Below are 20,422 nucleotides of genomic sequence, written 5' to 3' on the forward strand. Positions count from 1 at the left end.
GAAGGTCGCGACGTACGGGTAATGAGTACGGACGTATCGAGCGAGACCGACTCGGACGGGTCGGACGACACCGAGTCGGAGGCGTTCGCGAACGCCTGTCGCTCGCTCGTCGATCGCATTCTGGCCGGCGAGGTCGACCGCGAGGACCTCGAATCCGCGAAGCTCGAGGCCTGCTCCGAGTTCTCCTCGCCGAAGGTGCCGAAAAACACCGCGATCCTCGATCACACCCCCGATGAAGCCCGCGAGGACGTGCTGGAAGTCGTCCGACGGAAGCCGGTTCGGACGGCGTCCGGGGTTTCGCCGGTCGCGATCATGACCTCCCCGGAGACCTGCCCGCACGGGAAATGTCTCTACTGTCCCGGCGGACCCGCCTCGAAGTTCTCCTCCGCACAGGCGTACACGGGTCACGAACCCGCCGCAGCCCGCGGCAAACAGAACGACTACGACCCGTACGGACAGGTGACCCTCCGGCTCGAACAGCTCCGGAAGATCGGCCATCCCGTCGACAAGGTCGAACTCATCCTGATGGGTGGAACGATGACGGCCCGCTCACACGACTATCAGGAGTGGTTCGTCAAACGCGCCCTGCAGGCGATGAACGACTACGACCTCGATGCGGATCCGGAGCCGGCGGAAGGTGAGTCGTTCGCCCAAGCGCCTGAGGATATCGAATTCCGCTACCTGGAGGACGTGATCGCGGAAAACGAGACGAACGAGATCCGAAACATCGGGACGACCTTCGAGACGAAGCCCGATTGGTGTGATCCCGAACAGATCGACCGGATGCTTGATCTCGGCGGGACGAAAGTCGAGGTCGGCGTCCAGACGACCTACGAGCGGATCAACCGTGAGATGCATCGCGGCCACGGCAACGAGGCCTCCCGGGACGCCAACCGTCGGCTCAGAGACGCCGCGTTCAAGGTCGGCTTCCACATGATGCCGGGACAGCCGGGGATGACGAAGGAGATGTGTCTGGAGGACTTCCGTCAGCTCTTCGAGAACCCACGCTGGCGGCCCGATTACCTCAAGATCTATCCGACGCTCGTCGTCGAGGGAACCCGTATCTACGACGACTGGCACCGCGGCGACTTCGAGCCGCTCTCGAACGAGGAGGCGGCGGACCTGATCGCGGAGGTGATGGGAATGATCCCGAAGTACACCCGCCTCCAGCGTGTCCAGCGCGACATCCCCGCGGACTTCATCGAGGGGGGCGTCTGGAAGTCGAACCTCAGACAGCTCGCCGAGAAGCGTGCCGAGGAGAAGGGGATCGTCCCACGCGACATCAGGGCCCGCGAGGTCGGCCACAACGAGGCGGATCCGAACCCCGAGGACGTCGAACTCGACGTGCTCACCTACGAGGCCGCCGGCGGCACGGAACACTTCATCTCCGTCGAGGATCCGGTTCAGGACCTCCTCATCGGCTTCTGCCGGCTCCGATTCCCCTCGTTCGCCCCGGATCAGCCCGGTGCACCCGGAACGGCGACCGACGACGTTCGCCGGGAACTCCGGGATGCCGCGCTCGTTCGCGAACTCCACGTCTACGGGAGCGAGGTCGGCCTCGGCGGCGACGGCGACTGGCAGCATCAGGGCTATGGCCGCCAGTTGCTCGAACACGCGGAAGGGATGGCCAGCGAGGCCGGCTACCGAAAGATCGCCGTCATCTCCGGAATCGGTGCCCGCGAGTACTACCGGGAGAAGCTGGGATACACACAGGACGGCCCATACGTCTCGAAGCGACTCTGAGAGGCGCTGAGAAAACGCGGCGCTTACTCGTCGTCCTCGGATGCACACAGCCGAAGCGACATCTCCATTTCGAAGCTCTCGGCGTTGGAGGTCTCGAAGCCGATCTTTTTGTACAAAGAAACCGCGGGATGGTTCCACCGCTCGACGGTCAACCACACCTTCTCGATGTCGTGTCGCTGTCCGTATCCGAGCAGTCCACGGATGAGTCGGGTGCCGATCCCGGCCTCCTGATAGTCCTGGTGGACGAAGATGGCGAGTTCGTAGCTCTCGCCGTCGCCATCCGGCACGAGCGTGGCGTGTCCGGCGACCTCCCCGTCACACCACGCGAGGACGTTGAAACAGTCCTCATCGAGGATCGCTTCAAGCCAATCGCGAACCCGTGATTCCCCGCCCGGTGGGATCCCCTGTGCACGGTCGGCGGGGTCGAAGGAGGTGTACATAGCGACGAGCGCCTCGTGTTCCGGTTCGCTCCCGTCGTAGGCGCGGACCTCGACCGCCCGTCCCGATCGGTCATCGAAGGTCATCGGTGGGGACGGGAAGTCGTCGGCAACGTCCTCGGGGAACCGTCTCGGGCTCATCGAACCAGCGTCACCGACGTCGTGGCGTTCAACAGGACGAACTCGGCGATGGGACCGATCGTGATCTTCCCCATTGGGCTCGTCTGTCCGCCGCCCAGAACGATCTCATCGAACTCCTCCCGCTCGGCGATAGAGACGAGTTGGCTGCCCGGGTCGCCCTCGACGGTTCGAATGTCCGCATCGAGTCCCGCCGCATCGATCGTCTGTTGTGCTCTATCGACGATTTCAGGGGTCGAACGTGGGGAATCAGGATTCTCGACGATGAGGATCGTCACGTCGTCATCGGCCGTGACCGCCCGGTCGACGGTTCGTTCGAGCGCGCGGATCGAATCGTCGCTCCCGCCGATCCCACAGAGTACCTTCATATGGCTTCGGTCCACGGGCGAGGTAAAAAGGGTTCGGCGTTCCGCCGGACGGTGTAGCGACAACCCTTTTGTACGGGCCGTCGATCCGTACTGTCATGAGCGATCCGCCCGGTCCCGCGACCGACGACGACCCCGGAGCGGCCACGGAGGACGCTGACCCCGGAGCGGCCACGGAGGACGCTGGCGGGCGAGGATCCGACGGCGGGGATGGACCTGACGAGGATGGACCCGACGAGGATGGACCCGACGAGGATGGGCCCGACGAGGAGTCGACGGCGCACCAACCGGACGGGTCATCGTTGCCCCCGCCGGACGTCCGCAAGTACGAGCGGTTTAAAAAGATGGACGGGGCCCGGTATGAACGGGTCAACGGGTTCCTCCGGGATCGAACCTACATTACGGCACGTGAGTGGGCGATCGCACGGCTGTGTGCTGATTTCCGGACCGAAACCGGCGTGGAGATGACGAAGATCGGCGAGAACCTCCCCGAACTCGTCCCCTTTATGACCGACACCTACACGCCACAGGCGGTCAATCAGGCCCGATACGCCTTCGAGGAGAAGGTGACCAAAGCCGGGGCGACGTTCTTGTACGGGGCGATGTCCGGCTTCTTCACCGCCGAGGACTTGGACGAGATGATGTACGAGGTGACCGAGGTCGCCAAGTTCCTCCTCGAAGTCGAGGGGGTCGACCTCGCGGTCGCAGAGGAGCTCGAAGCCGAGGATCGGATCAGTGAGGTGATGCGTGAAGTGCGGGCGTCCTCGGCTGACCTCCGGGGCGAGGAGGTTCGCTGTCCCGAGTGTGGACACGTTCACGGCGCCACAGAGGAGTGACGATGCGCGACGACTGGGGGCTTCTCGACGGCCTTCCCGACCCGGTCCTCGTCGTCGACGGCGACGGGATCGTCCGGTTCGCAAACGCGCAGGTCGAGCAGACGCTCGGATACGCCCCCGAAAAGCTCGAAGGCGACGTCGTCGAGTCGTTGTTACATCCCGAGGACGCGGAGTCGCATGCGAGCCTCCGAGAGACATATATGAGGGACCCGCAGCCCCGATCGCTCGGATCGGGACTCGATCTCTATGCGCTCCGCGCGGACGGCACGGAGGTCCCGGTAAGCGTCAGCCTCGGCCCCTTCGAACACGACGGCGAGACATACATCCTCACGACGGTCGTGGACGTGAGCACCGAGCGCGCCCGCGAGGTGGAGCTTCAGCGACGAACCCACATGCTCACGTCCCTCCACCGGGCGACACAGGATCTCTTAAAAACGACCGACCGCGACCTCGCCGCTGAGGCGGCGGTGACCGATATCGAGAACGTGCTCGACCTGCCGCTCGCGGCGATCTGGCTCCATGATGACGCGAACGGGACGCTCCGGCCGGCGGCGTGGACGGACGCTGCGGCGGAACTCGTGGGGGATCATCCCACCTTCGACCTCGACGGCGAGACGCTCATCGCCCGCGCGTTCAGGGCCGGCGAGCCGCACTACGTTCCGGATACACACGACGAGCCGACACGGTACAACCCCGAGACCCCCGTCCGCTGTGAGTTCATCGTTCCGCTCGGCCGGTACGGCGTGTTGAGCGTTAGCTCCCCGGAACCGGACGCCCTCGTGGAAGCGGACCAGGCCGTCGCCCGGCTGTGGGGGGCGACGATAACGATGGTGTTCGTCCGTATCGAACGCGAACAACAGCTGCGATCGAAGGAAACGGACATCGCCCACGAGCGCGACCGCTTGGAGGAGTTCGCGAGCGTCGTCTCACACGACCTCCGGAACCCGCTCACCGTCGCCGCCGGCCGGCTCCAACTGGTGCGTGAGGAGCACGACAGCGAGGACCTCCAAGCGATCGATCGATCGCTCACGCGGATGGAGGCGATCATCGAGGACGTGCTGACGCTCGCCAGACAGGGCGACGGGATCGACGAGGTCGAACCGGTCCAACTCGCCGGGCTCGCCGAGGAGTGTTGGACAAACGTGGACACCGAACGGGCGACGCTCTCCGTGGCCGGAGATGTCACCATCTCGGCGGACAGAAGCCGGCTCGCGCAGGTCCTCGAGAACCTGTTTCGCAACGCGATCGAACACGGGATGGATGACGGAGCCACCGATGGAGAAGGGGATGAAACGATCGCCATCGAGGTCGGTCCGCTTCCAGATGGGGACGGATTCTACGTCGCGGACGACGGTGACGGGATCGATCCCAGGATCCGTGAGGAGGTGTTCGAACCCGGGATGACGACGAACCCGGATGGGACCGGCTTTGGACTTCGGATCGTCGCCGAGATCGCCCGCGCACACGGCTGGTCGGTATCGATCGCCGACGCCGAGGCGGGTGGGGCTCGGTTCGAGTTCCGGGGCGTCGAGTTTGTCGATGCGAGCGGACGCGTCGAGGGGACCGAAACCGACCGGTAGGAGCCACGAGACCGAAGAGACCGATCCTCACGGTCGGTCACGGAGCGCGTCTCAATCGCCCGAGACCGCCGGGACATCCGCCTTTTCATACCCCGGAACGGTCCCGTCGTCGTTCCAGCCACGGATCGAGTAGTATTCCGAAAGGGCATCCTCGAACCCGTCGATCTCGTACGGGAGCGAGTCGTCCCCGCGGTCGAAGCCACGCGCGTTGTTGAACGCCCGCTCGAGTTCGACGACACGTGCGCCCATCTCGAGGAGGGTGTCGTAGTCGGTGTCAAGCAGTCGCGCGAGCCGGTCGTCGGTGACGGTCCCCCGCGAGAACTTACAGACGACCGCCGAGTCAAGGACGGCGTTCCGGTTCTCCTTTGCGACGAGTTTCGGTGGCTTGCCCTCCAGTCCGTGGGGATCGAGCGCGTCCTCCTTACCGACGAGCGGGTACTCGTACGGGTAGAACTCCCCGTACATGTGATCGGCACCCCGATTCGAGGTCGCAAAGGCGAGCCCCTGACCGTTGAGCTGTCGTCCGTCATGGCCCGAAAACGCGAGCCCCTTCACCGTCCAGTCGTCGACGCCGAACTCCTCGTGTGCCCGGTGAACGCCCTCGGCGAGCTTGTCGCCGACCCCCTCGCGGTAGGCGATCTGCTCGACGAGCGAGTGGACGAGCGTCGCGTTGCCGAACTCGTCTTCGGCCGCGAGATACATCGAGACGACGTCGCCACAGGAGATGGTGTCCATCCCGAGCTCATCACACAGCTCGTTCGCGCCCATCACGTCGACGATGTCGTCGATGCCGGCGTTGGACCCGAACGCCATCACCGTCTCGAACTCCGGACCCTCCGTCTCGATCCCGGTCGCCTCATCACGCGTCGGGAGCTTGCAGGCGAACGCACACTGTGAGCAGGTCCCCTTTTTATACTTCTTCTCCTCGACGCGATCACCTGAGATCCCCTCGGCCCCCTCAAAGGACCGTTCGGAGAAGTAGTAGGACGGCAGCGCCTCGACCGCGTTCGCCAGCTCCGTCACGCTCGTGGTCCCCTGTCGTTTCATGATGTGGTCCGAGGTCGCCGCCTCCCGATGAACCTCGCCCGCATCCCCCGGCCACTCGATGTCGATCCCCGGGTCGGCATCGCCCGCGAAGGTGAGCGCCTTGACGCCTTTCGATCCGAGGACGGCCCCGAGCCCACCTCGCCCGAACGCCCGGGTGTCGGAGGTCATGATCGACGCGAAGCGAACCTCGTGCTCGCCGGCCGGGCCGATACAGGCGACGTTCTCGGGTTCGAGGTCGTGTTCTTCGCCCAGATACTCGGAGACCGCCGATGTCTCCGCCTCCGCGAGGTCCGGGACCGGCTCAAATGTGACGTTCGGCGTGCCGTCCTCGTCGGCCTCGCGGACGTGGATCGCCAGAAGGCCGTCGCTTTGACCGACGATCTCGACGGCCGCATAGCCCGCACCGGTGAAGTTTCGCGAGAGGAACCCACCCGCGTTCGACGAGCAGATCCCGTTCGTGAGCGGCGAGACGGCCGTCGCCGCCATCCGGCCGGTGTAGGAGGTCCGCGAGTACTGCATCGGTCCGGTCGAAAGATAGAGCCGGTTCTCCGGTCCAAGCGGGTCGACGTCGAACGGAATCCGGTCGTATGCGAGTCGGGTGTTGAGTCCCCGGCCACCGATAAACTCGGTGAGGACGTCGTCTATCGGTTCGGTCGTTGCGGTCCGTTCGCCGACATCGATGCTGAGGAGGAGCCCATGGGCGTGTCTCATACACCTAGATTTGCATCTGCATCGATAAAACTCGGGGTGTCGGTATTCGTCCGCTAGACGACCCCGAGGGCGGCCATGATCTGGTTACCGAAGATCATCACGATGAGCCCGACGAGCATGAGCAACCCGGAGGAGACGGTCACCGTCCGGACCGCCGCGTGTCTGTCCCCGAGCGGAAGCCGGCTCGCGACCGCCTCGGCGACCATCCGGAGGATCCGTCCGCCGTCGAGCGGGAACGCCGGCAGGCAGTTGAACAGCGCGAGCTGGATGTTGATCCAGCCGGTCCAAAACAGGAGGTTCGCAAGCACGAACACGCCGCCGCCGAGGATCGCGAGGCTCCCTTCGATCACGAAGAAGTTCGTGACCCCCCCGTTGAAGCCGGCGAAGTTGAACGGCAGCCCGAAGAGGCTCCCGAGCGGGAGGATGAGCGTCACGAAGACGAGCCCGAGCGGCGAGTCGACGAGCCCGCCGATCGGCACATCGTCCGCGGCGCCGCCGGCATCGCCGCCGAGGAGTTCGAGATACGCCCCGGCGGGATATTCGGAGACGCCGAAGTCGTCAAGCGCCAGCCCGCTCGTGCCGGGGAAGATGTTCACGCCGAGGAAGCCACCCTCCCGGTCCGGGTGCGGCGCGAGGTCGACCTCGTAGGTCACGCGCTCGTCCTCGCCCGTGTAGGCGATGACATCGACGACGGTTCCGGGTTCACGCTCCCCGAGGGTCGCGGCGAGGTCGTCGTCGTCGCGGATCCGGTCGCCGTCGATCTCGACGATCGTCAGCGGCTCGCCGAGTTCCGCGCCGGCGTCATGCAGCGGCCCGTCCTGTTGAACCTCGATGATATACGCCCCGATCGCCATCTCCGTGGCGTCCTCGGCGTCGTCATCGACTGCGCCCGCGTCCGTTTCGACGGTCGCCCGCTCGTCGTCGCCGATTACCTCGAAGAACTCCCGTTCGGTGCCCACGGCCTCGCCGTTCACCGCCTCGACGGTCACCGGTCGGTCCGTTATCGTGACGCCGAGCGGGTTGCCGCCGGCGGATCCGACGATCTGGAGCTGGCGGTCGACATCCACCACACGTTCGCCCTCGCCGTCGTCGACCGTGACCGTCACCTCCCTGTCGGCGTCGGCGATCGCGGCCTCGAACTCGTCGGCGGTCTCGACCGGGTCGCCCTCGACTGCGACGAGACGGTCGCCGTCGACGATCCCGGCGTCCTCGGCCGGCGATCCGGGATTTACCTCGCCGACGGCATATCCCGGCGCGACGGACATCGCGCCGACGACCGGGCCGAAAAGCAGCGCGAAGACCACGATCGTCAACAGCGTGTTGGCGGTGACGCCGGCGGCGAACATCCGTGCGCGGGCGCCACGGGAGGCCTCCCGGGTCGTCTCCTCGTGGGGCTCGACGAACGCGCCGACGGGGAGGAACGCGAAGAACACGAGGCCCATGGACTCGATGTCGATCCCCTCGACGCGACAGAGGAGCCCATGTGCGCCCTCATGGACCACCATCGCGATCACGAGGCCGATCACGATCTCCAGGGCGGCCTCGAGCGGGAGGAACTCGTTGACGCCCGGGATGATGAGGAAGTTCTGTGGCTGCTGGATCGCCGCCGGTTGTGGGGCGGCGATCGCGGAGATCCCGGAGGTGACGATGAGGAGGAACGAGCCGACCATCGCGACGAGCGCGCCGCCGAGGCCGAGGTTGGCGAGCGCCCGCCAGAGGCGTGTCGGGCGTGAGAGGCGATCGAGGAACTCCCGGCCACGGCGGGTGTGAACCGTGGTCAGGGGACCGGAGACGCGAACCGAGTCCGGGAGGATCCCGCGGTTTCGGAGCCACATCGCGACCGCCGTGTACGCGAGGATCCCGGACAGGACCCACAGCAGGGTACTCATTGAACCCGGTTTAGCGACGGCGATGGGTAAGGTGTTCGGTTCCACGGACCGACACGTAATGTCGAACTCCGAACCCGGCCAACCGACGATCCTCAACATCCAAGTACCCGCCTCCCGAACCGCCGAGTATGATGGCGTTAGTGGACTTCCTCGTCCGACTCGTCGGCGACGTCGGCCGGTTCGTCGAGATCTTTGTAAACGAAGTGATCTTGGGCGCCGGCGACCCGCTCAGTATCGTCTCGCTCGCGATCGGACAGGTGCTGATCGGATTCGCGGTGCTCGTGCTCGCGTACGGCGTGGTCGGCGCGCTTTTCAGCGAACTCGGCGTCCAGCTCCCCACACTCGGGCGCGGCCGCGGCGAGTGAACAACTAAGTACGGTTCCGACAAATAGCCGGCGACCCGCATGATTGTCGCCGTCTCGGACGTTCACCTCGGCGTCGCCGATGACGCATCGTCCGCTCCCGTCAAGACCGAGTTCGGCCGCTTTCTCGACTACCTCCGTGAGGACCTCCGACCCGATCACCTCGTATTGAACGGCGACATCGAGGATCTCTGGCGTCGGGACATGCGGACGCTCACCCGCGAGAACTACGACGTGTTCGCCTCGCTGTCGGCGCTTCGGGACGAAGGTACCGAGGTCCATTACGTCCTCGGCAACCACGACTGGTACGCCCGCCATGACGCCGGAACGCGCTCTGAACCGTACTACGAAACGGCCTACGAGACCGACCTGACCCTCGAAAGCGACGGCGTCGCCTACGCCTTCCTCCATGGCCACCAGTTCGACCCCGTCCAGCGGGAGTGGTACTTCGATAAACTGGCGCTCGTCAGCGACGACGCCGTCGGTGCGACCTTCAGCAAGAAGTGGGCGACCGTCGCCGACGGCGACAGCCGGTTGGACGCCGTGATGACTGCCGGGCGACTGCTCTATGACCGATTCAGACACGGAACGTGGGACGACCGGGTGCGTGAGATGGACCGCTGTGAAACGGACATCGACCTCGGCGTGCAACCGCCCGGTTCCGGCCGGTACGTCGAGAGCCGCCCGGAGGTCGACTGGCTCTGTCTCGGCCACACCCACGACGGGGGGATCGCCTCGGCCGCACGGGTCGCCAACTCAGGAGCCTGGATGGAGGGTCGCCATACGTATCTGCAGTTGACCGACGAACCACGGCTGCTCGAATGGAACGAAGGCGATCCGCAGGAAGTGTGACGCGCGCCGGTCGAAGCCGACGAACGGATCGAATCAGTCGTCCGCAGGAACCCCGCTGAACTCGGGGCGCTCGACGCGCCGGTCGGTCGTTTCGCCCTCGACGTCGAACGGATACTCGCCGGTGACACAGCCGAGACAGAGGTCCGCCCGGGACGCCTCCAAGGCGGCCGCGACGGCGTCGATCGAGAGGTACGCGAGCGAGTCGGCGGCGATCCGTTCGCGGATCTCTTCGACCGACCGGTCGGCGGCGATCAGCTCCTCGCGAGTCGCCATGTCGATGCCGAAATAACAGGGCGCGACGATGGGCGGCGCGCCGATCCGCATGTGTACCGCCTCCGCGCCCGCTTCCCGGACGAGTTCGACGAGCTGCGTCGAGGTCGTCCCTCGAACGATGGAGTCGTCGATGATGGTGACGGTCTTCCCCTCGACCGTCGAGCGGATCGGGTTGAGCTTCAGCCGGACCGCGCGTTCGCGCTCGTCCTGTGTCGGCATGATGAACGTCCGCCCGACGTAGCGGTTCTTCATCAACCCCTCCGCGAACTCGACGCCGCCGTCGTCCTCCGCTCGCGGGTCGCCGTCGGCGGTCGTCTCGTGTGCGGCGTCGACGTATCCCGAGGCGAACGCGCGACCCGAGTCGGGCACCGGCATGACCACGTCGCTCTCGACGCCGGACTCCTCCCACAGCTTTCGGCCGAGCTCGCGGCGCACCTCGTAGACGAGGCTGCCGTCGATGATCGAGTCCGGGCGGGCGAAGTAGACGTGTTCGAAAAAGCAGTGGGCCGTCGAACCCGCATCCACGAGCTGATAGGTATCATAGCCCGCCCCGTCGGGCTCCAAGACGACCAACTCGCCCGGTTTCACGTCCCGGATCAGCTCGCCATCGAGGGTGTCGATGGCCGCCGACTCGCTCGCGAGGACGTAGCCGTCCTCCAGCTTTCCGAGACAGAGCGGCCGGTTTCCGAGCGGGTCGCGGACGCCGAGGACGGTGTCGTCGTGGGTGATCGTGAGCGAATAGGAGCCGTGGATCCGGCCCATCGTGTGTTTCACGGCGCGGACGAGATCCTCCTCTAATAGGTTGCGTGCGAGGTCGTGGGCGATCACCTCCGTGTCGCCGTCGGAGGTGAACGCGTGACCCGCGCTCTCCAGTTCGGCACGGACCTCGTCGGCGTTGACGAGGTTCCCGTTATGCGAGAGGCCGAGCGAGCCGGATTTAAACGAGACGGAGAAGGGTTGTGCACAGCTCTTATCGAGGCTGCCGGCGGTCGGATACCTGACGTGGCCGATCCCGGTACTGCCCGCGAGCGACTCCAGGGCGCGTTCGTCGAAGGCGTCACCAACCAGCCCGCGCTCGACGTGGCTGTGCTGTTGAAAGCCGTCGTGTGTGACGATCCCCGCCGACTCCTGGCCACGATGCTGGAGCGCATACAGCGCATAATAAAGCGGTCGGACCGCCGCCCGGTCCGTTAACGAGACGCCGACGATGCCGCACTTCTCCCGCGGCTCGTCGCCATCGATGTGATCCCCACCGGGTTCCATGTCTGCTCGTGTGCGGGGATCGAATAAAAACCCTCGTGTCCGTGGCGTGTCGATCGGTTTTTACCCGCCGATCGATCCATATGTGTGTATTCCTCTCGGGTGGTCACGGCTCATCCGGTCAGCTCGTCGAGGGCCTCGAAGTAGTCCTCCCGCGGGATCTGGTACGGTTCCCGATAGTCGACGTCGCCGTCGGCAAACCGGTCGGCGAGGTCGACGGCGGCCTCTGCGGCGACCTCCCGGTCGTCGTACGTTTCGGCGACCGCCTCGATCTCGGGTTCCAAAAAGCAGACGACGTGCCACTCGTCGGTCGCGTACTGGCCCGCGCCGGGACGTCGTCTGCGCGAGCCGTTCGTCAGGTAGATCGTCGGGAGACACTCGGCGGGGAAGCCGTCCTCGTTGAACACGTCCGGCCGAAAGACCAGGATCGCCCGTCCGCCGGGCTCCTGGTTCCACACCTGCCACCCGTCGGGAAGCGCCTCGAAGCTCATACCTCCGTTCGGTTCTCGAGCGATGAAAGGGTCGCGCTCCGCGGGCGGGGGGACGGCCCTTCCCCCGACCGGATCGGTCCGTGCGGGTTCGGTCAGCCGCTGAACTCGTTACAGACGGGGATCCCCATCGTGTCGAAGTCCGTCATCGCCGCTAACCGGTCCGGCACCTGATGGATGTCGATCGTCTCCGAGACGAGCGCGGTCGGGTCGAGTTTTCCGGTTCGGATCATATCGAGCATCTCGGGATATCGGGACGGCTGCAGCCCCAGCGAGCCGATGAACTCGATCTCCTTCGCGACGAACTCGTCGGTCGGCAGCGGGATCATGCCCTCCTCGGCGGCGGTTGTCAAGCCGATCTGGACGTGGCGGCCGCCCTTACCGAGCGATCGAACCGCGTTCTGACAGGTCGCGGTGATCCCGAGCGCGTCGACGGAGACCGCCGCGCCGCCGTCGGTCATGTCCCGGACCTCCTTCGCCGGGTCGTCCACATCGCGTGCGTTGACGGTGTCGACCGCGCCGAGTTCCTCGGCCTTTTCGAGTTTTTCGTCCATCAGATCGACGCCGATGACGTTCGCGCCGAGCGCGTTTGCGATGTGCACCGCAGCGAGCCCGATCCCGCCCAGCCCGTGCACGACGACGTCCTCGCCGTTGCCGACGTCGCCCTGATGGGCCATCGCGTGATAGGAGGTCATAAAGCGGCAGCCGATTCCCGCGGCGGTATCCGATTCGATCTCGTCGGGGAGCGGAACCGCGTTGACGTCGGCGGCCGGGATGTGTACCTCCTCGGCGAACGCGCCCGGTGCCTCGTTCATAAAGCCGAGGCCGATGTGGTTCTCACAGATGTTCTCACGCCCGTTTCGACAGAGCGAGCACTCCCCGCAGGCGAAGTTGAACGGGATCGCCACCGTGTCGCCTTCCTGCACGCTTGTCACGTTCTCGCCGACCTCGACGATGGTCCCCGTCGGTTCGTGACCCAGTACGTGTGGCGGGTCGGGCCGGTAGTTGAACCAGTCCCACTCGCCCTGCCAGCAGTGCCAGTCGCTGCGACAGACACCACAGCCGTCGACGCGGGCGACGGCTCCATCCGGCTCGGGTTCCGGACGTTCGACCTCCTGTACCTCCAACGGCTCCTTGAACTCCTCGAGTACGACGGCTTGCATGGCCGGACGCCGTTTCACGCGGCATCTATGTAATGATTGTATATTATTATCGTTCATATTAAAATTGAAATGTCAACTTTTTATTATTCCCACGTAGGTGGCCGCCTCTCCGGGTCGTTTTCACCCCTCCAGCCCGTACCGGAGTCATGCAGAACGATCGCCCCTCTGCCAACGGGAAAAAAGACCACGAACCGCGTTCCGACGGCGAAACGCCTGACCGACAGTCGATCGCGATCCACTGGTTCAGGCGGGATCTGCGGCTTCACGACAACCCGTCGCTCGTCGCGGCCGCGGCGGCCGACCGACTGATCCCAATCTACGTCTTCGACCCGGACGACTACGGACCGAGCGAATACGGCGGTCGACGGTCATTTAGATACGACAAGACCGGGTTTCACCGCACTCGCTTCCGGACGGAGGCGGTCGCGGACCTTCGCGCGTCCCTCCGGGCGCTCGGCTCGGAACTGTACGTCCGCGTCGGCGACCCGGCGGAGGTGATCCCCTCGTTCGCGGAGCGGACCGGAGCGGAGGTCGTCCACGCGGGGTCGTGGAACGTCCCTGAGGAGCGGACGACGGAAGCCCGTGTCCGCGGGGCGCTCGCCGACCGCGACGAGCCGACACCCCTCAAAACCGATCCCGGACACACGCTCTATCATCCGGCCGACCTCCCGGACGGCCCGGCGGGGGTCGAGGATACGTACACGCCGTTCCGCAAGTCCGTCGAGAACGCGGCCGATGTCGAGGTTCGAGCGCCGCTCGGCGTGCCGTCGCTTCCGCCGGTTCCGTCACCGTTAGGTGACGACGAGGACCCGCTTGCGCCCGGACGGATCCCCGAGCCAGCGGACCTCCTCGATGGGGGATCCGCCGGCGACGAAACCGGCGAGGGCGACGGTACGGGCGACGGGGACGTTGATCGTCGCCCCGACGACGCCCTCCAGTATCGTGGGGGCGAAGCGGCGGGGATCGCCCGCCTCCGGGAATACCTCTGGGAGGGTGACCATCTCCGACAATATAAAAAGACCCGCAACGGCCTCGTCGGGCGGAACTACGCCTCGAAGCTCTCCCCGTGGCTCAACGAGGGCTGTCTCTCGCCGCGGGCCGTCCACGACGAGGTCCGAACGTACGAGGCCGTCCGCGTCGAAAACGACTCCACCTACTGGCTCATCTTCGAGCTGATCTGGCGGGACTTCTTCGCCTTCCAGGTCGCCAAACACGGCGATCGCTACTTTTCACGGGAGGGGATCCGCGAGCGCGACGACATCGAATGGGCGACGGGCGAGGAGGAGGAGCGACGCCTCCGGCGCTGGCGTCAGGGACGCACGGGTGTCCCGTTCGTCGATGCCGGGATCCGCGAGCTACGTGCCACGGGCTATCTCTCGAACCGCGCCCGTCAGAACGTCGCCTCCTTCCTCGCGAACGACTGTCGGGTGGACTGGCGGAAGGGGGCCGCCTTCTTCGAGACCCACCTCGTCGATTACGACCCCTGTTCGAACTACGGCAACTGGGCGTACATCGCCGGCGTCGGCAACGACTCACGCGATCGTGCGTTCGACGTCGTCTGGCAGGCCAACCGCTACGACGAGGACGGCGAGTACGTTCGACGGTGGGTTCCCGAGGTCGCCGATCTGCCGACGGCGTACGTCCACGAGCCGTGGACGATGGATCCGGGGACACAGGGACACCACGGGGTGCATCTCGGCGAAGATTATCCCTGGCCGGTCTTGGAGATGAAGTAGTCGGGAGTCACTAGCGAGCCCTTAGCGGCCCCGCCGATCGAGCAGTGCCGCGCCAACCAGCCCGAGGCTGATAAGGAGGAACGCCACCAGCGTGAGCCGTGGGATGGTGAACACCCCGAAGCCCCGCCAGAGGATCGTCGTACAGCCGCCGTCGAGCGTACAGGTCGCATCCGGCGACAGCTGGAGATAGCTGTGATAGGCGGCGACGGCGGCGCCCAAAAGCGACAGCGGCAGGCCGGTTCGCCAGACGGCCGTTCGCCCCTCAAGGGTTGCGACGCCCACGACGATCACGAGCGGGTACATCAAGATCCGCTGGACCCAACAGAGGTCACACGGAACCAATCCCATGGCCTCACTGAAATAGAGGCTGCCGACGGTGGCGACCGCGGCGACGAGCGTGACCGCTCCGAGAAGCAGTCGAACCGGCTCACCCCGTTCCATGGGGACAGTGGAGGGGCGATAATCAAAAGCGAATCGCCGTCGCTCCCGTGTGCCGATCACTGAAAAGTGCTCGGTCAGGGATTTGAACCCTGGTCGTCGGCTGTCTTCCGGACCGGCCCGAGGCCGCGTCCGCCGAAAGGCCAACATGATTGGCCGGACTACACCAACCGAGCGCATCCGACCGTTGCGCGGCATCCGATTTAACTCTTCTCAACTCCCGTCGCCGTGATATGGATTGTCTCGGTCGCCGAGGCGCTCGCGTCGGCCGGTCATCCCCGCAATCCTCGACGGCTCATCCCCGCAACCGCCGACAGTTCGTGCTCGTGACCACCGACAGTCCGTGCACACGGCCACCCGGGTTTGCGAGGGAATCGGGAGCGACGCCCTTTATAATCTCGATGGCCTCGGTTAGAATCGATGGTCGAGGAGCTTACCCCCGAAGAGGTCCACGAGCGCGTCGAGGAGGGAACGATCCGCGTCGTCGACACCCGCCCCGAATCGCAGTTCAACCGGGGCCACATTCCGGGCGCGATCAACCTCCCCCTCGGGGAGTTACCACGTCGCGTCGACGAGATTGAGTGGGACGAAACCGACATCGTCTGTGCCTGTCCCATCGGCCAGTCGTCGATCCAAGCCGCCAAACTCATCGACAGCTACGAGGGCGTCGACGACGACGTCACCGTCGCGAGCATGGCGGGTGGCTATCGCGAGTGGGCGTTCGAGCTCGAACCCGACGACGCGAAGTGATCAAACCCGAGAGCGGACTCGAGGGCGACCGAGGACGTATCACGCTCCGGTCCCGATAGGATAATAGTCAGATCACCGCATGATTCCGATAACAACGACTCGGGTCGCACTCGGCGTGTCACTGTGTTTCCTCGCCGCCTTCGCGTGGCACGTCCTCGACCGCGACGCGTGGCGGGAGCGCCTGACCGACCGATTCGTTCTCGGCGTTCCGTGGGGAACGCTCGTCACCGTCGCGGTCGTCGTCGGCTTCTATCTGTTCGCACAGAGCGGCTTTCAGTACCCGGACGCTCCGGTTATCTACGCGTTCATCTCGTGGTCGTATCTCTATCCCACGGGGATCCTCACCGCCGGCATCGCCCACGGGGGTGCCGATCACATCGTCTCGAACATGACCGGCACGCTCGTGTTGGCACCCATCGCGGAGTACGTTTGGGGCCACTATCGGGGCGGCTCACGGAAGCGCGCCGCCGACTCGCAGGCGGATAACGGCCTCCTCGGCCGGCCCTGGCTGCGCGCGGTCGTCGTCTTCCCGGCGGCCCTGTTCGCGGTCGCTTTCCTCACCGCGGCGTTCTCGCTCGGTCCGGGTCTCGGGTTCTCCGGCGCGCTCTACGGCATCGTCGGCTTCGCGGTCGTCGCCAGACCGCTCGCGACCGTCGTCGGCGTCGTGGCGACCTCCGCGGTCGGGACGATCTTCACCGCGTTCACCTCCCCGCTCGTTCGAGAGACGCTCTCCGTCGGGCCGCCCGCGCCACCGAGTTGGGCGGGGGTCGGCTTTCAGGCGCACCTGCTCGGGTTTCTCATCGGAGCGCTGCTCGCCATCGCCCTGCTCTCCGCCCGGGGGACGCGGCCACGGATGGATCGCGTCCTCGGCGGCACCCTCGTCGTCGGCGTCGTCCAGTCCGTCTGGCTGCTGACGGGCGGCGGGGCGGACGAGTTCGTCCTCTATCGGGGCGTGGGGATGACGTTCCTGTTCGGGCTGACCGTTCTCATCGCGCTCGCGGCCGCCGGAAGCGCCCGGCCCCTGATAGTGCGGGTGCCGCTTCTCGAACCGTCGGTTTCGGGAGCCGGATCCACTTCCTCGGAGCCATCGAAGGCGGATGACACCGGGGCGTTCGAATGGGTCACCCAGGACAGTACCGAGGGTGACACCCCAGCCGATGGCTCGAAGTCAACGGAACGGCATCCATCCGATACCGCACACGGGAAGCCCCGAAAGCCCCGCGTGCGCCGTGGGATCGCGGCCGCCTGGGTCGTCCTGGTCGTCCTCGCGAGCGCCCTCGTCGCTGCCGCATCGATCGCCCTCGACGAGCCGGCCGCGATCAGCCTCCTGAGCGCGGCGATCCTCGCGACCCTGCTCTCTTTGCCTGCGATCCCCGCGATACTCCCGCGACGGCTTCATTCCGGGCCACTCACCCGTCGCGGCGGGGCCGTCCTCGTCATCGTGGGTCTCACCCTGTTGGCCTCGTTACCGATGGTCGTCTTCGGGCTGCTGGTCGTCGACGACCCGTCTATCGAGGGCTCGGAGGCGATCGAGATCGGTGACTATTCGGTCGCGTACGTCGACGACGAGCCCGCGCCGCAGTCGGGCGCCATCGACCTCGGTGAGGGATTCACCGGCGGGACGACGGACGGGGTCATCGTCACGAGCGATGAGCGTGAGATGTGGACGGTCGACGAACGGCCGGCCGTGCTCGCACACGAGGGCGAAACGACCGTCGTCGTCGGCGGGATCGGCTGGCGTGAGGAGGTGGCCGTCGACCGGGTCGCCTGGGATGTCGTCGGCAACGAGACCGCCTACGCGGTCGATCTCGAACACGACGAGGAGGAGATCCGTTCGTACGTCGGTGACGTCATCGACAGCGACTCGCGCGTCGACGGCCACGCGCTCGCCGTTGCCCCGACGGATGATGGATTCGAAGTGCGTGCGACGCCGACCGAGGGAGCGACCGACGGTGACGCGACGGGCGACGAAGGCGTGGGTGATGCGGCTGAAGACCCGCTCACCGCGACGGTCCCGGAGCCGGGTGAGGAGGAATCGCTCGGCGATCTACGGATCCGAACGGTCCCAGTCGATGGCGACGGGGGAAGCGATCTCGAGGACGAGGACGTCGATGCGCGGCTCGTCGTCGAGGGCTCGGGGAGTACCGTCGTGCTCGCGGAGCGGCGGGCATAAGTCCTCCACGTAGCCCGGAAGCGACGTCGCTCCCACCGCTCGTTTATTCTTAAGAGGGAGCGGCGAGGAGGGATCCGTATGACCCGATTCGACGCCACAACCGAGACGGAGCGGCTGAAGCTCTTCGCGGACGCCGTGACGGCCCATCGCAAGCGGTCGAGCGAGGTGATGACCGTCGACGTCGACCCCGAAAGCGACGTCACCGACGGCGGTGAGGTGCCGCCATGGATCCAGCTCGCGGGGACGGAGGTCGTGATGGACTGCACGGACGCGGAGCTCGACCGGTTAAAATCGCTCGTGGACGAGTTCCCGGAGTTCCGGATCGCCGAACTCGAAAGCCCGGAGGACGCGGAGGGGACGAACGCGGTGATCACGGCCCGATCGGACGCCAATCGGGTCTCGGGATTCATCGAGCGCGCGTTCCGTGAGGTGTATGCACTCGAGGATGACTATCGGGTCTGGGCGACGACCGTTTAAGCCGGATCGCGAACACGTCGGTGGATTCAGGACCCTGACGCGCGTACCCGTTTTATGGACCTCTTTTGGCATCGTCGCGACCTCCGCGTCGCCGACAATCTCGGCCTGGCCACGGCCGCAGAACGCGGACCGATCGCGTCGGTCTTCGTCTTCGATACGGACGTCCTCGCCCACGCCAGCGACGTTCGCGTTCGCCGGCTGTTAGACGGCCTCGAAGCCCTGCGGGACGCCTACCGCGACCGTGGAAGCGACCTGCTGCTCGCCCACGGTGACCCCGCCTCGATCCTCCCGGCGCTCGCTGAGGGACTGGATGCCGACCGTGTCGTCTGGAACCGCGATTACTCGGGACTCGCCCGGGAGCGCGACGCTCGCGTGCGGCGGGCGCTCGCCGAAGCCGGGGTCGAACGGGACGCACACCACGACGCGGTGTTACACACACCCGATTCGATCCGGACGAACGCGGGCGACCCGTACTCGGTGTACAGCTACTACTGGAAGAAGTGGCGCGACCGCGAGGTGGATGACCCCGTTCCCGCGCCCGACGACGCCGACCTCCTCGATGACAATCGGCTTTCGGACGACCTCCGGGAGGCCGGGCTCCTCGGGCCAAACGACGACCGTGACGGAGACGGAAACGACGAGGGCGACGACGACCGTGACGGAGACGGAAACGACGAGGGCGACGACGTCCGTGTCGCCGTCGGCGAGCTGCCGCCGATGGAGGTGCTGGGCTTCGGGGAACCCGACGTCGAACTGCAGCCCGCCGGGACGCACGCCGCACGCGAGCGGCTCGACGCGTTCCTCTCGGAGGCCGTCTTCAGTTACGTCGACGACCGCGACTATCCGATCCGGGAGGGAACCTCACGGCTCTCGGCCGCGTTTAAATACGGCGAGATCGGGCCACGGGAGGTGTACGCCGAGACGGAACGGGCGAGGGAGGCCGCGACGGACCGGCCCGAGCCGAAGGCCGAAGCGAGCGTCGAGGAGTTCCAAGCGCAACTCGCCTGGCGGGAGTTCTACACGCAGGTGCTCTTTCACAACCCCGAGGTCGTCACGGAGAACTACAAGACCTACGAGGAGCCGATCGACTGGCGCGATGACCCCGAGGAGATCGAGGCGTGGAAGCGAGGCGAGACGGGCTATCCGATCGTCGACGCCGGGATGCGTCAACTCCTGGCGGAGGGATACATGCACAACCGCGTTCGGATGATCGTTGCCTCCTTCCTCACGAAGGATCTCCTCGCCGACTGGCGACACGGCTACGCGCACTTCCGCGACCGGCTCGCGGACCACGACACCGCGAACGACAACGGCGGCTGGCAGTGGGCCGCCTCGACCGGGACCGACGCCCAGCCGTACTTCCGGATCTTCAACCCGATGACGCAGGGCGAACGCTACGATCCCGATGCCGAGTACATCACGACGTACGTCCCCGAACTCCGTGGCGTCGAACCCGACCTCATCCACGAGTGGCCCGACCTGCTGGCCGTCCAGCGAGCCAACGCCGCCCCCGAGTATCCCGACCCGATCGTCGATCACGCCGAGCGGCGCGAACGGGCGCTCGCGATGTATAAACGGGCGCGTGGTGAGGATCCCGACGCGTAGACCGGGCGCGTGGTGAGGAACCAAATGATCCTCCCGACGCGTAGCGCTCCGTACTGCGTGGGGGAAGCGCCTTATCCACGGCAGCCATAGCGCCGATCG

General features: G+C 66.0%; 18 protein-coding genes and 1 tRNA gene. 10 read left to right on the forward strand and 9 right to left on the reverse strand.

Translation table 11 applies throughout. The features are described 5' to 3' along the window. Window positions 1–21: 21 nt before the first annotated feature. A complete protein-coding gene (locus CHB65_RS11350; protein WP_089385188.1) occupies window positions 22–1,743 on the forward strand; it encodes a tRNA uridine(34) 5-carboxymethylaminomethyl modification radical SAM/GNAT enzyme Elp3 in 1,722 nt (573 codons plus the stop codon). A 23-nt stretch (window positions 1,744–1,766) separates the two neighbouring features. On the opposite strand, the gene CHB65_RS11355 is transcribed toward CHB65_RS11350, so the two are convergent. Both CHB65_RS11355 and CHB65_RS11360 read right to left on the reverse strand, forming a co-directional pair. Beyond that, the gene (locus CHB65_RS11355) at window positions 1,767–2,321 is read right to left on the reverse strand and encodes a GNAT family N-acetyltransferase (protein WP_089385189.1); all 555 of its coding nucleotides are present in this window, start codon (window positions 2,319–2,321) and stop codon (window positions 1,767–1,769) included. Then, window positions 2,318–2,686 carry a universal stress protein gene (locus CHB65_RS11360; protein ID WP_089385190.1) on the reverse strand — a complete coding sequence of 123 codons (369 nt, stop codon included), beginning with the start codon at window positions 2,684–2,686 and terminating at the stop codon, window positions 2,318–2,320. The genes CHB65_RS11355 and CHB65_RS11360 overlap by 4 nt, the downstream gene beginning before the upstream one ends. A 95-nt stretch (window positions 2,687–2,781) precedes the next feature. Here CHB65_RS11360 and CHB65_RS11365 point away from each other — a divergent pair, with 95 nt between their 5' ends. Continuing rightward, window positions 2,782–3,519 (forward strand): DUF5806 family protein, encoded by a 738-nt coding sequence (locus tag CHB65_RS11365; protein ID WP_089385191.1) that lies wholly within the window; start codon window positions 2,782–2,784, stop codon window positions 3,517–3,519. Between the two features lie 2 nt (window positions 3,520–3,521). After that, window positions 3,522–5,099, forward strand: coding sequence for a PAS domain-containing sensor histidine kinase (locus CHB65_RS11370; protein ID WP_089385192.1), 1,578 nt, complete (start codon window positions 3,522–3,524; stop codon window positions 5,097–5,099). 51 nt (window positions 5,100–5,150) lie between these two features. Here the strand turns inward: CHB65_RS11370 and CHB65_RS11375 are convergent, their stop codons facing one another. Together CHB65_RS11375 and CHB65_RS11380 are read right to left on the reverse strand one after the other, a co-directional pair. Further along, a complete protein-coding gene (locus CHB65_RS11375) occupies window positions 5,151–6,857 on the reverse strand; it encodes an aldehyde ferredoxin oxidoreductase family protein (RefSeq protein WP_089385193.1) in 1,707 nt (568 codons plus the stop codon). Window positions 6,858–6,910: 53 nt separating this feature from the next. Next, a complete protein-coding gene (locus CHB65_RS11380; protein ID WP_089385194.1) occupies window positions 6,911–8,746 on the reverse strand; it encodes a site-2 protease family protein in 1,836 nt (611 codons plus the stop codon). A 128-nt stretch (window positions 8,747–8,874) separates the two neighbouring features. Here CHB65_RS11380 and CHB65_RS11385 point away from each other — a divergent pair, with 128 nt between their 5' ends. Both CHB65_RS11385 and CHB65_RS11390 read left to right on the forward strand, forming a co-directional pair. Continuing rightward, window positions 8,875–9,111 carry a hypothetical protein gene (locus tag CHB65_RS11385; RefSeq protein WP_089385195.1) on the forward strand — a complete coding sequence of 79 codons (237 nt, stop codon included), beginning with the start codon at window positions 8,875–8,877 and terminating at the stop codon, window positions 9,109–9,111. Between the two features lie 39 nt (window positions 9,112–9,150). Further along, window positions 9,151–9,960 (forward strand): metallophosphoesterase, encoded by an 810-nt coding sequence (locus tag CHB65_RS11390; RefSeq protein ID WP_089385196.1) that lies wholly within the window; start codon window positions 9,151–9,153, stop codon window positions 9,958–9,960. A 33-nt stretch (window positions 9,961–9,993) separates the two neighbouring features. Here CHB65_RS11390 and purF read toward each other — a convergent pair whose 3' ends face one another. From purF to CHB65_RS11405, 3 genes are all read right to left on the reverse strand, one after another. After that, window positions 9,994–11,496, reverse strand: a complete 1,503-nt coding sequence (gene purF / locus CHB65_RS11395) for an amidophosphoribosyltransferase (protein WP_089385197.1) — start codon at window positions 11,494–11,496, stop codon at window positions 9,994–9,996. 110 nt (window positions 11,497–11,606) lie between these two features. Beyond that, complete coding sequence (locus CHB65_RS11400; protein ID WP_089385198.1) at window positions 11,607–11,984, reverse strand: DUF5820 family protein; 378 nt, start codon at window positions 11,982–11,984, stop codon at window positions 11,607–11,609. 92 nt (window positions 11,985–12,076) lie between these two features. Further along, entirely contained in the window at window positions 12,077–13,144 is a 1,068-nt protein-coding gene (locus CHB65_RS11405) for a zinc-dependent alcohol dehydrogenase family protein (RefSeq protein ID WP_089385199.1), read from the reverse strand. 146 nt (window positions 13,145–13,290) lie between these two features. On the opposite strand from CHB65_RS11405, the gene CHB65_RS11410 reads away from it, so the two are divergent. Beyond that, window positions 13,291–14,880 carry a DASH family cryptochrome gene (locus CHB65_RS11410; protein WP_089385200.1) on the forward strand — a complete coding sequence of 530 codons (1,590 nt, stop codon included), beginning with the start codon at window positions 13,291–13,293 and terminating at the stop codon, window positions 14,878–14,880. Window positions 14,881–14,901: 21 nt separating this feature from the next. On the opposite strand, the gene CHB65_RS11415 is transcribed toward CHB65_RS11410, so the two are convergent. Both CHB65_RS11415 and CHB65_RS11420 read right to left on the reverse strand, forming a co-directional pair. Beyond that, window positions 14,902–15,321 carry a disulfide bond formation protein B gene (locus tag CHB65_RS11415; protein ID WP_089385201.1) on the reverse strand — a complete coding sequence of 140 codons (420 nt, stop codon included), beginning with the start codon at window positions 15,319–15,321 and terminating at the stop codon, window positions 14,902–14,904. A gap of 67 nt (window positions 15,322–15,388) precedes the next feature. Further along, window positions 15,389–15,494 (reverse strand) — tRNA-Glu (locus tag CHB65_RS11420). Between the two features lie 244 nt (window positions 15,495–15,738). Here CHB65_RS11420 and CHB65_RS11425 point away from each other — a divergent pair. The 4 genes from CHB65_RS11425 to CHB65_RS11440 all read left to right on the forward strand — a co-directional run bounded on the left by CHB65_RS11425 (window position 15,739) and on the right by CHB65_RS11440 (window position 20,323). After that, entirely contained in the window at window positions 15,739–16,068 is a 330-nt protein-coding gene (locus CHB65_RS11425) for a rhodanese-like domain-containing protein (RefSeq protein WP_089385202.1), read from the forward strand. Between the two features lie 115 nt (window positions 16,069–16,183). Beyond that, on the forward strand, window positions 16,184–18,241 hold the full coding sequence (locus CHB65_RS17460) for a rhomboid family intramembrane serine protease (RefSeq protein ID WP_179213650.1): 2,058 nt from the start codon (window positions 16,184–16,186) through the stop codon (window positions 18,239–18,241). Window positions 18,242–18,319: 78 nt separating this feature from the next. After that, a complete protein-coding gene (locus tag CHB65_RS11435; protein ID WP_089385204.1) occupies window positions 18,320–18,718 on the forward strand; it encodes a hypothetical protein in 399 nt (132 codons plus the stop codon). A 54-nt stretch (window positions 18,719–18,772) separates the two neighbouring features. Next, complete coding sequence (locus CHB65_RS11440; protein ID WP_089385205.1) at window positions 18,773–20,323, forward strand: cryptochrome/photolyase family protein; 1,551 nt, start codon at window positions 18,773–18,775, stop codon at window positions 20,321–20,323. The last annotated feature ends 99 nt before the right edge of the window (window positions 20,324–20,422 follow it).

This window comes from Halorubrum vacuolatum (assembly GCF_900188065.1).
In the GTDB taxonomy this organism is placed as follows: domain Archaea; phylum Halobacteriota; class Halobacteria; order Halobacteriales; family Haloferacaceae; genus Halorubrum; species Halorubrum vacuolatum.

What these genes read in the sequence shown, in the direction of transcription:
- CHB65_RS11355 (WP_089385189.1), bottom strand. Translation starts at nt 2,321, where the DNA reads ATGAGCCCGAGACGGTTCCCCGAGGACGTTGCCGACGACTTCCCGTCC.
- CHB65_RS11435 (WP_089385204.1), top strand. Translation starts at nt 18,320, where the DNA reads ATGACCCGATTCGACGCCACAACCGAGACGGAGCGGCTGAAGCTCTTC.
- CHB65_RS11370 (WP_089385192.1), top strand. Translation starts at nt 3,522, where the DNA reads ATGCGCGACGACTGGGGGCTTCTCGACGGCCTTCCCGACCCGGTCCTC.
- CHB65_RS11375 (WP_089385193.1), bottom strand. Translation starts at nt 6,857, where the DNA reads ATGAGACACGCCCATGGGCTCCTCCTCAGCATCGATGTCGGCGAACGG.
- CHB65_RS11365 (WP_089385191.1), top strand. Translation starts at nt 2,782, where the DNA reads ATGAGCGATCCGCCCGGTCCCGCGACCGACGACGACCCCGGAGCGGCC.
- CHB65_RS11405 (WP_089385199.1), bottom strand. Translation starts at nt 13,144, where the DNA reads ATGCAAGCCGTCGTACTCGAGGAGTTCAAGGAGCCGTTGGAGGTACAG.
- CHB65_RS11400 (WP_089385198.1), bottom strand. Translation starts at nt 11,984, where the DNA reads ATGAGCTTCGAGGCGCTTCCCGACGGGTGGCAGGTGTGGAACCAGGAG.
- CHB65_RS11440 (WP_089385205.1), top strand. Translation starts at nt 18,773, where the DNA reads ATGGACCTCTTTTGGCATCGTCGCGACCTCCGCGTCGCCGACAATCTC.
- CHB65_RS11390 (WP_089385196.1), top strand. Translation starts at nt 9,151, where the DNA reads ATGATTGTCGCCGTCTCGGACGTTCACCTCGGCGTCGCCGATGACGCA.
- CHB65_RS11410 (WP_089385200.1), top strand. Translation starts at nt 13,291, where the DNA reads ATGCAGAACGATCGCCCCTCTGCCAACGGGAAAAAAGACCACGAACCG.
- CHB65_RS11350 (WP_089385188.1), top strand. Translation starts at nt 22, where the DNA reads ATGAGTACGGACGTATCGAGCGAGACCGACTCGGACGGGTCGGACGAC.
- CHB65_RS11415 (WP_089385201.1), bottom strand. Translation starts at nt 15,321, where the DNA reads ATGGAACGGGGTGAGCCGGTTCGACTGCTTCTCGGAGCGGTCACGCTC.
- CHB65_RS11380 (WP_089385194.1), bottom strand. Translation starts at nt 8,746, where the DNA reads ATGAGTACCCTGCTGTGGGTCCTGTCCGGGATCCTCGCGTACACGGCG.
- CHB65_RS11425 (WP_089385202.1), top strand. Translation starts at nt 15,739, where the DNA reads ATGGTCGAGGAGCTTACCCCCGAAGAGGTCCACGAGCGCGTCGAGGAG.
- CHB65_RS11360 (WP_089385190.1), bottom strand. Translation starts at nt 2,686, where the DNA reads ATGAAGGTACTCTGTGGGATCGGCGGGAGCGACGATTCGATCCGCGCG.
- CHB65_RS11385 (WP_089385195.1), top strand. Translation starts at nt 8,875, where the DNA reads ATGATGGCGTTAGTGGACTTCCTCGTCCGACTCGTCGGCGACGTCGGC.
- purF (WP_089385197.1), bottom strand. Translation starts at nt 11,496, where the DNA reads ATGGAACCCGGTGGGGATCACATCGATGGCGACGAGCCGCGGGAGAAG.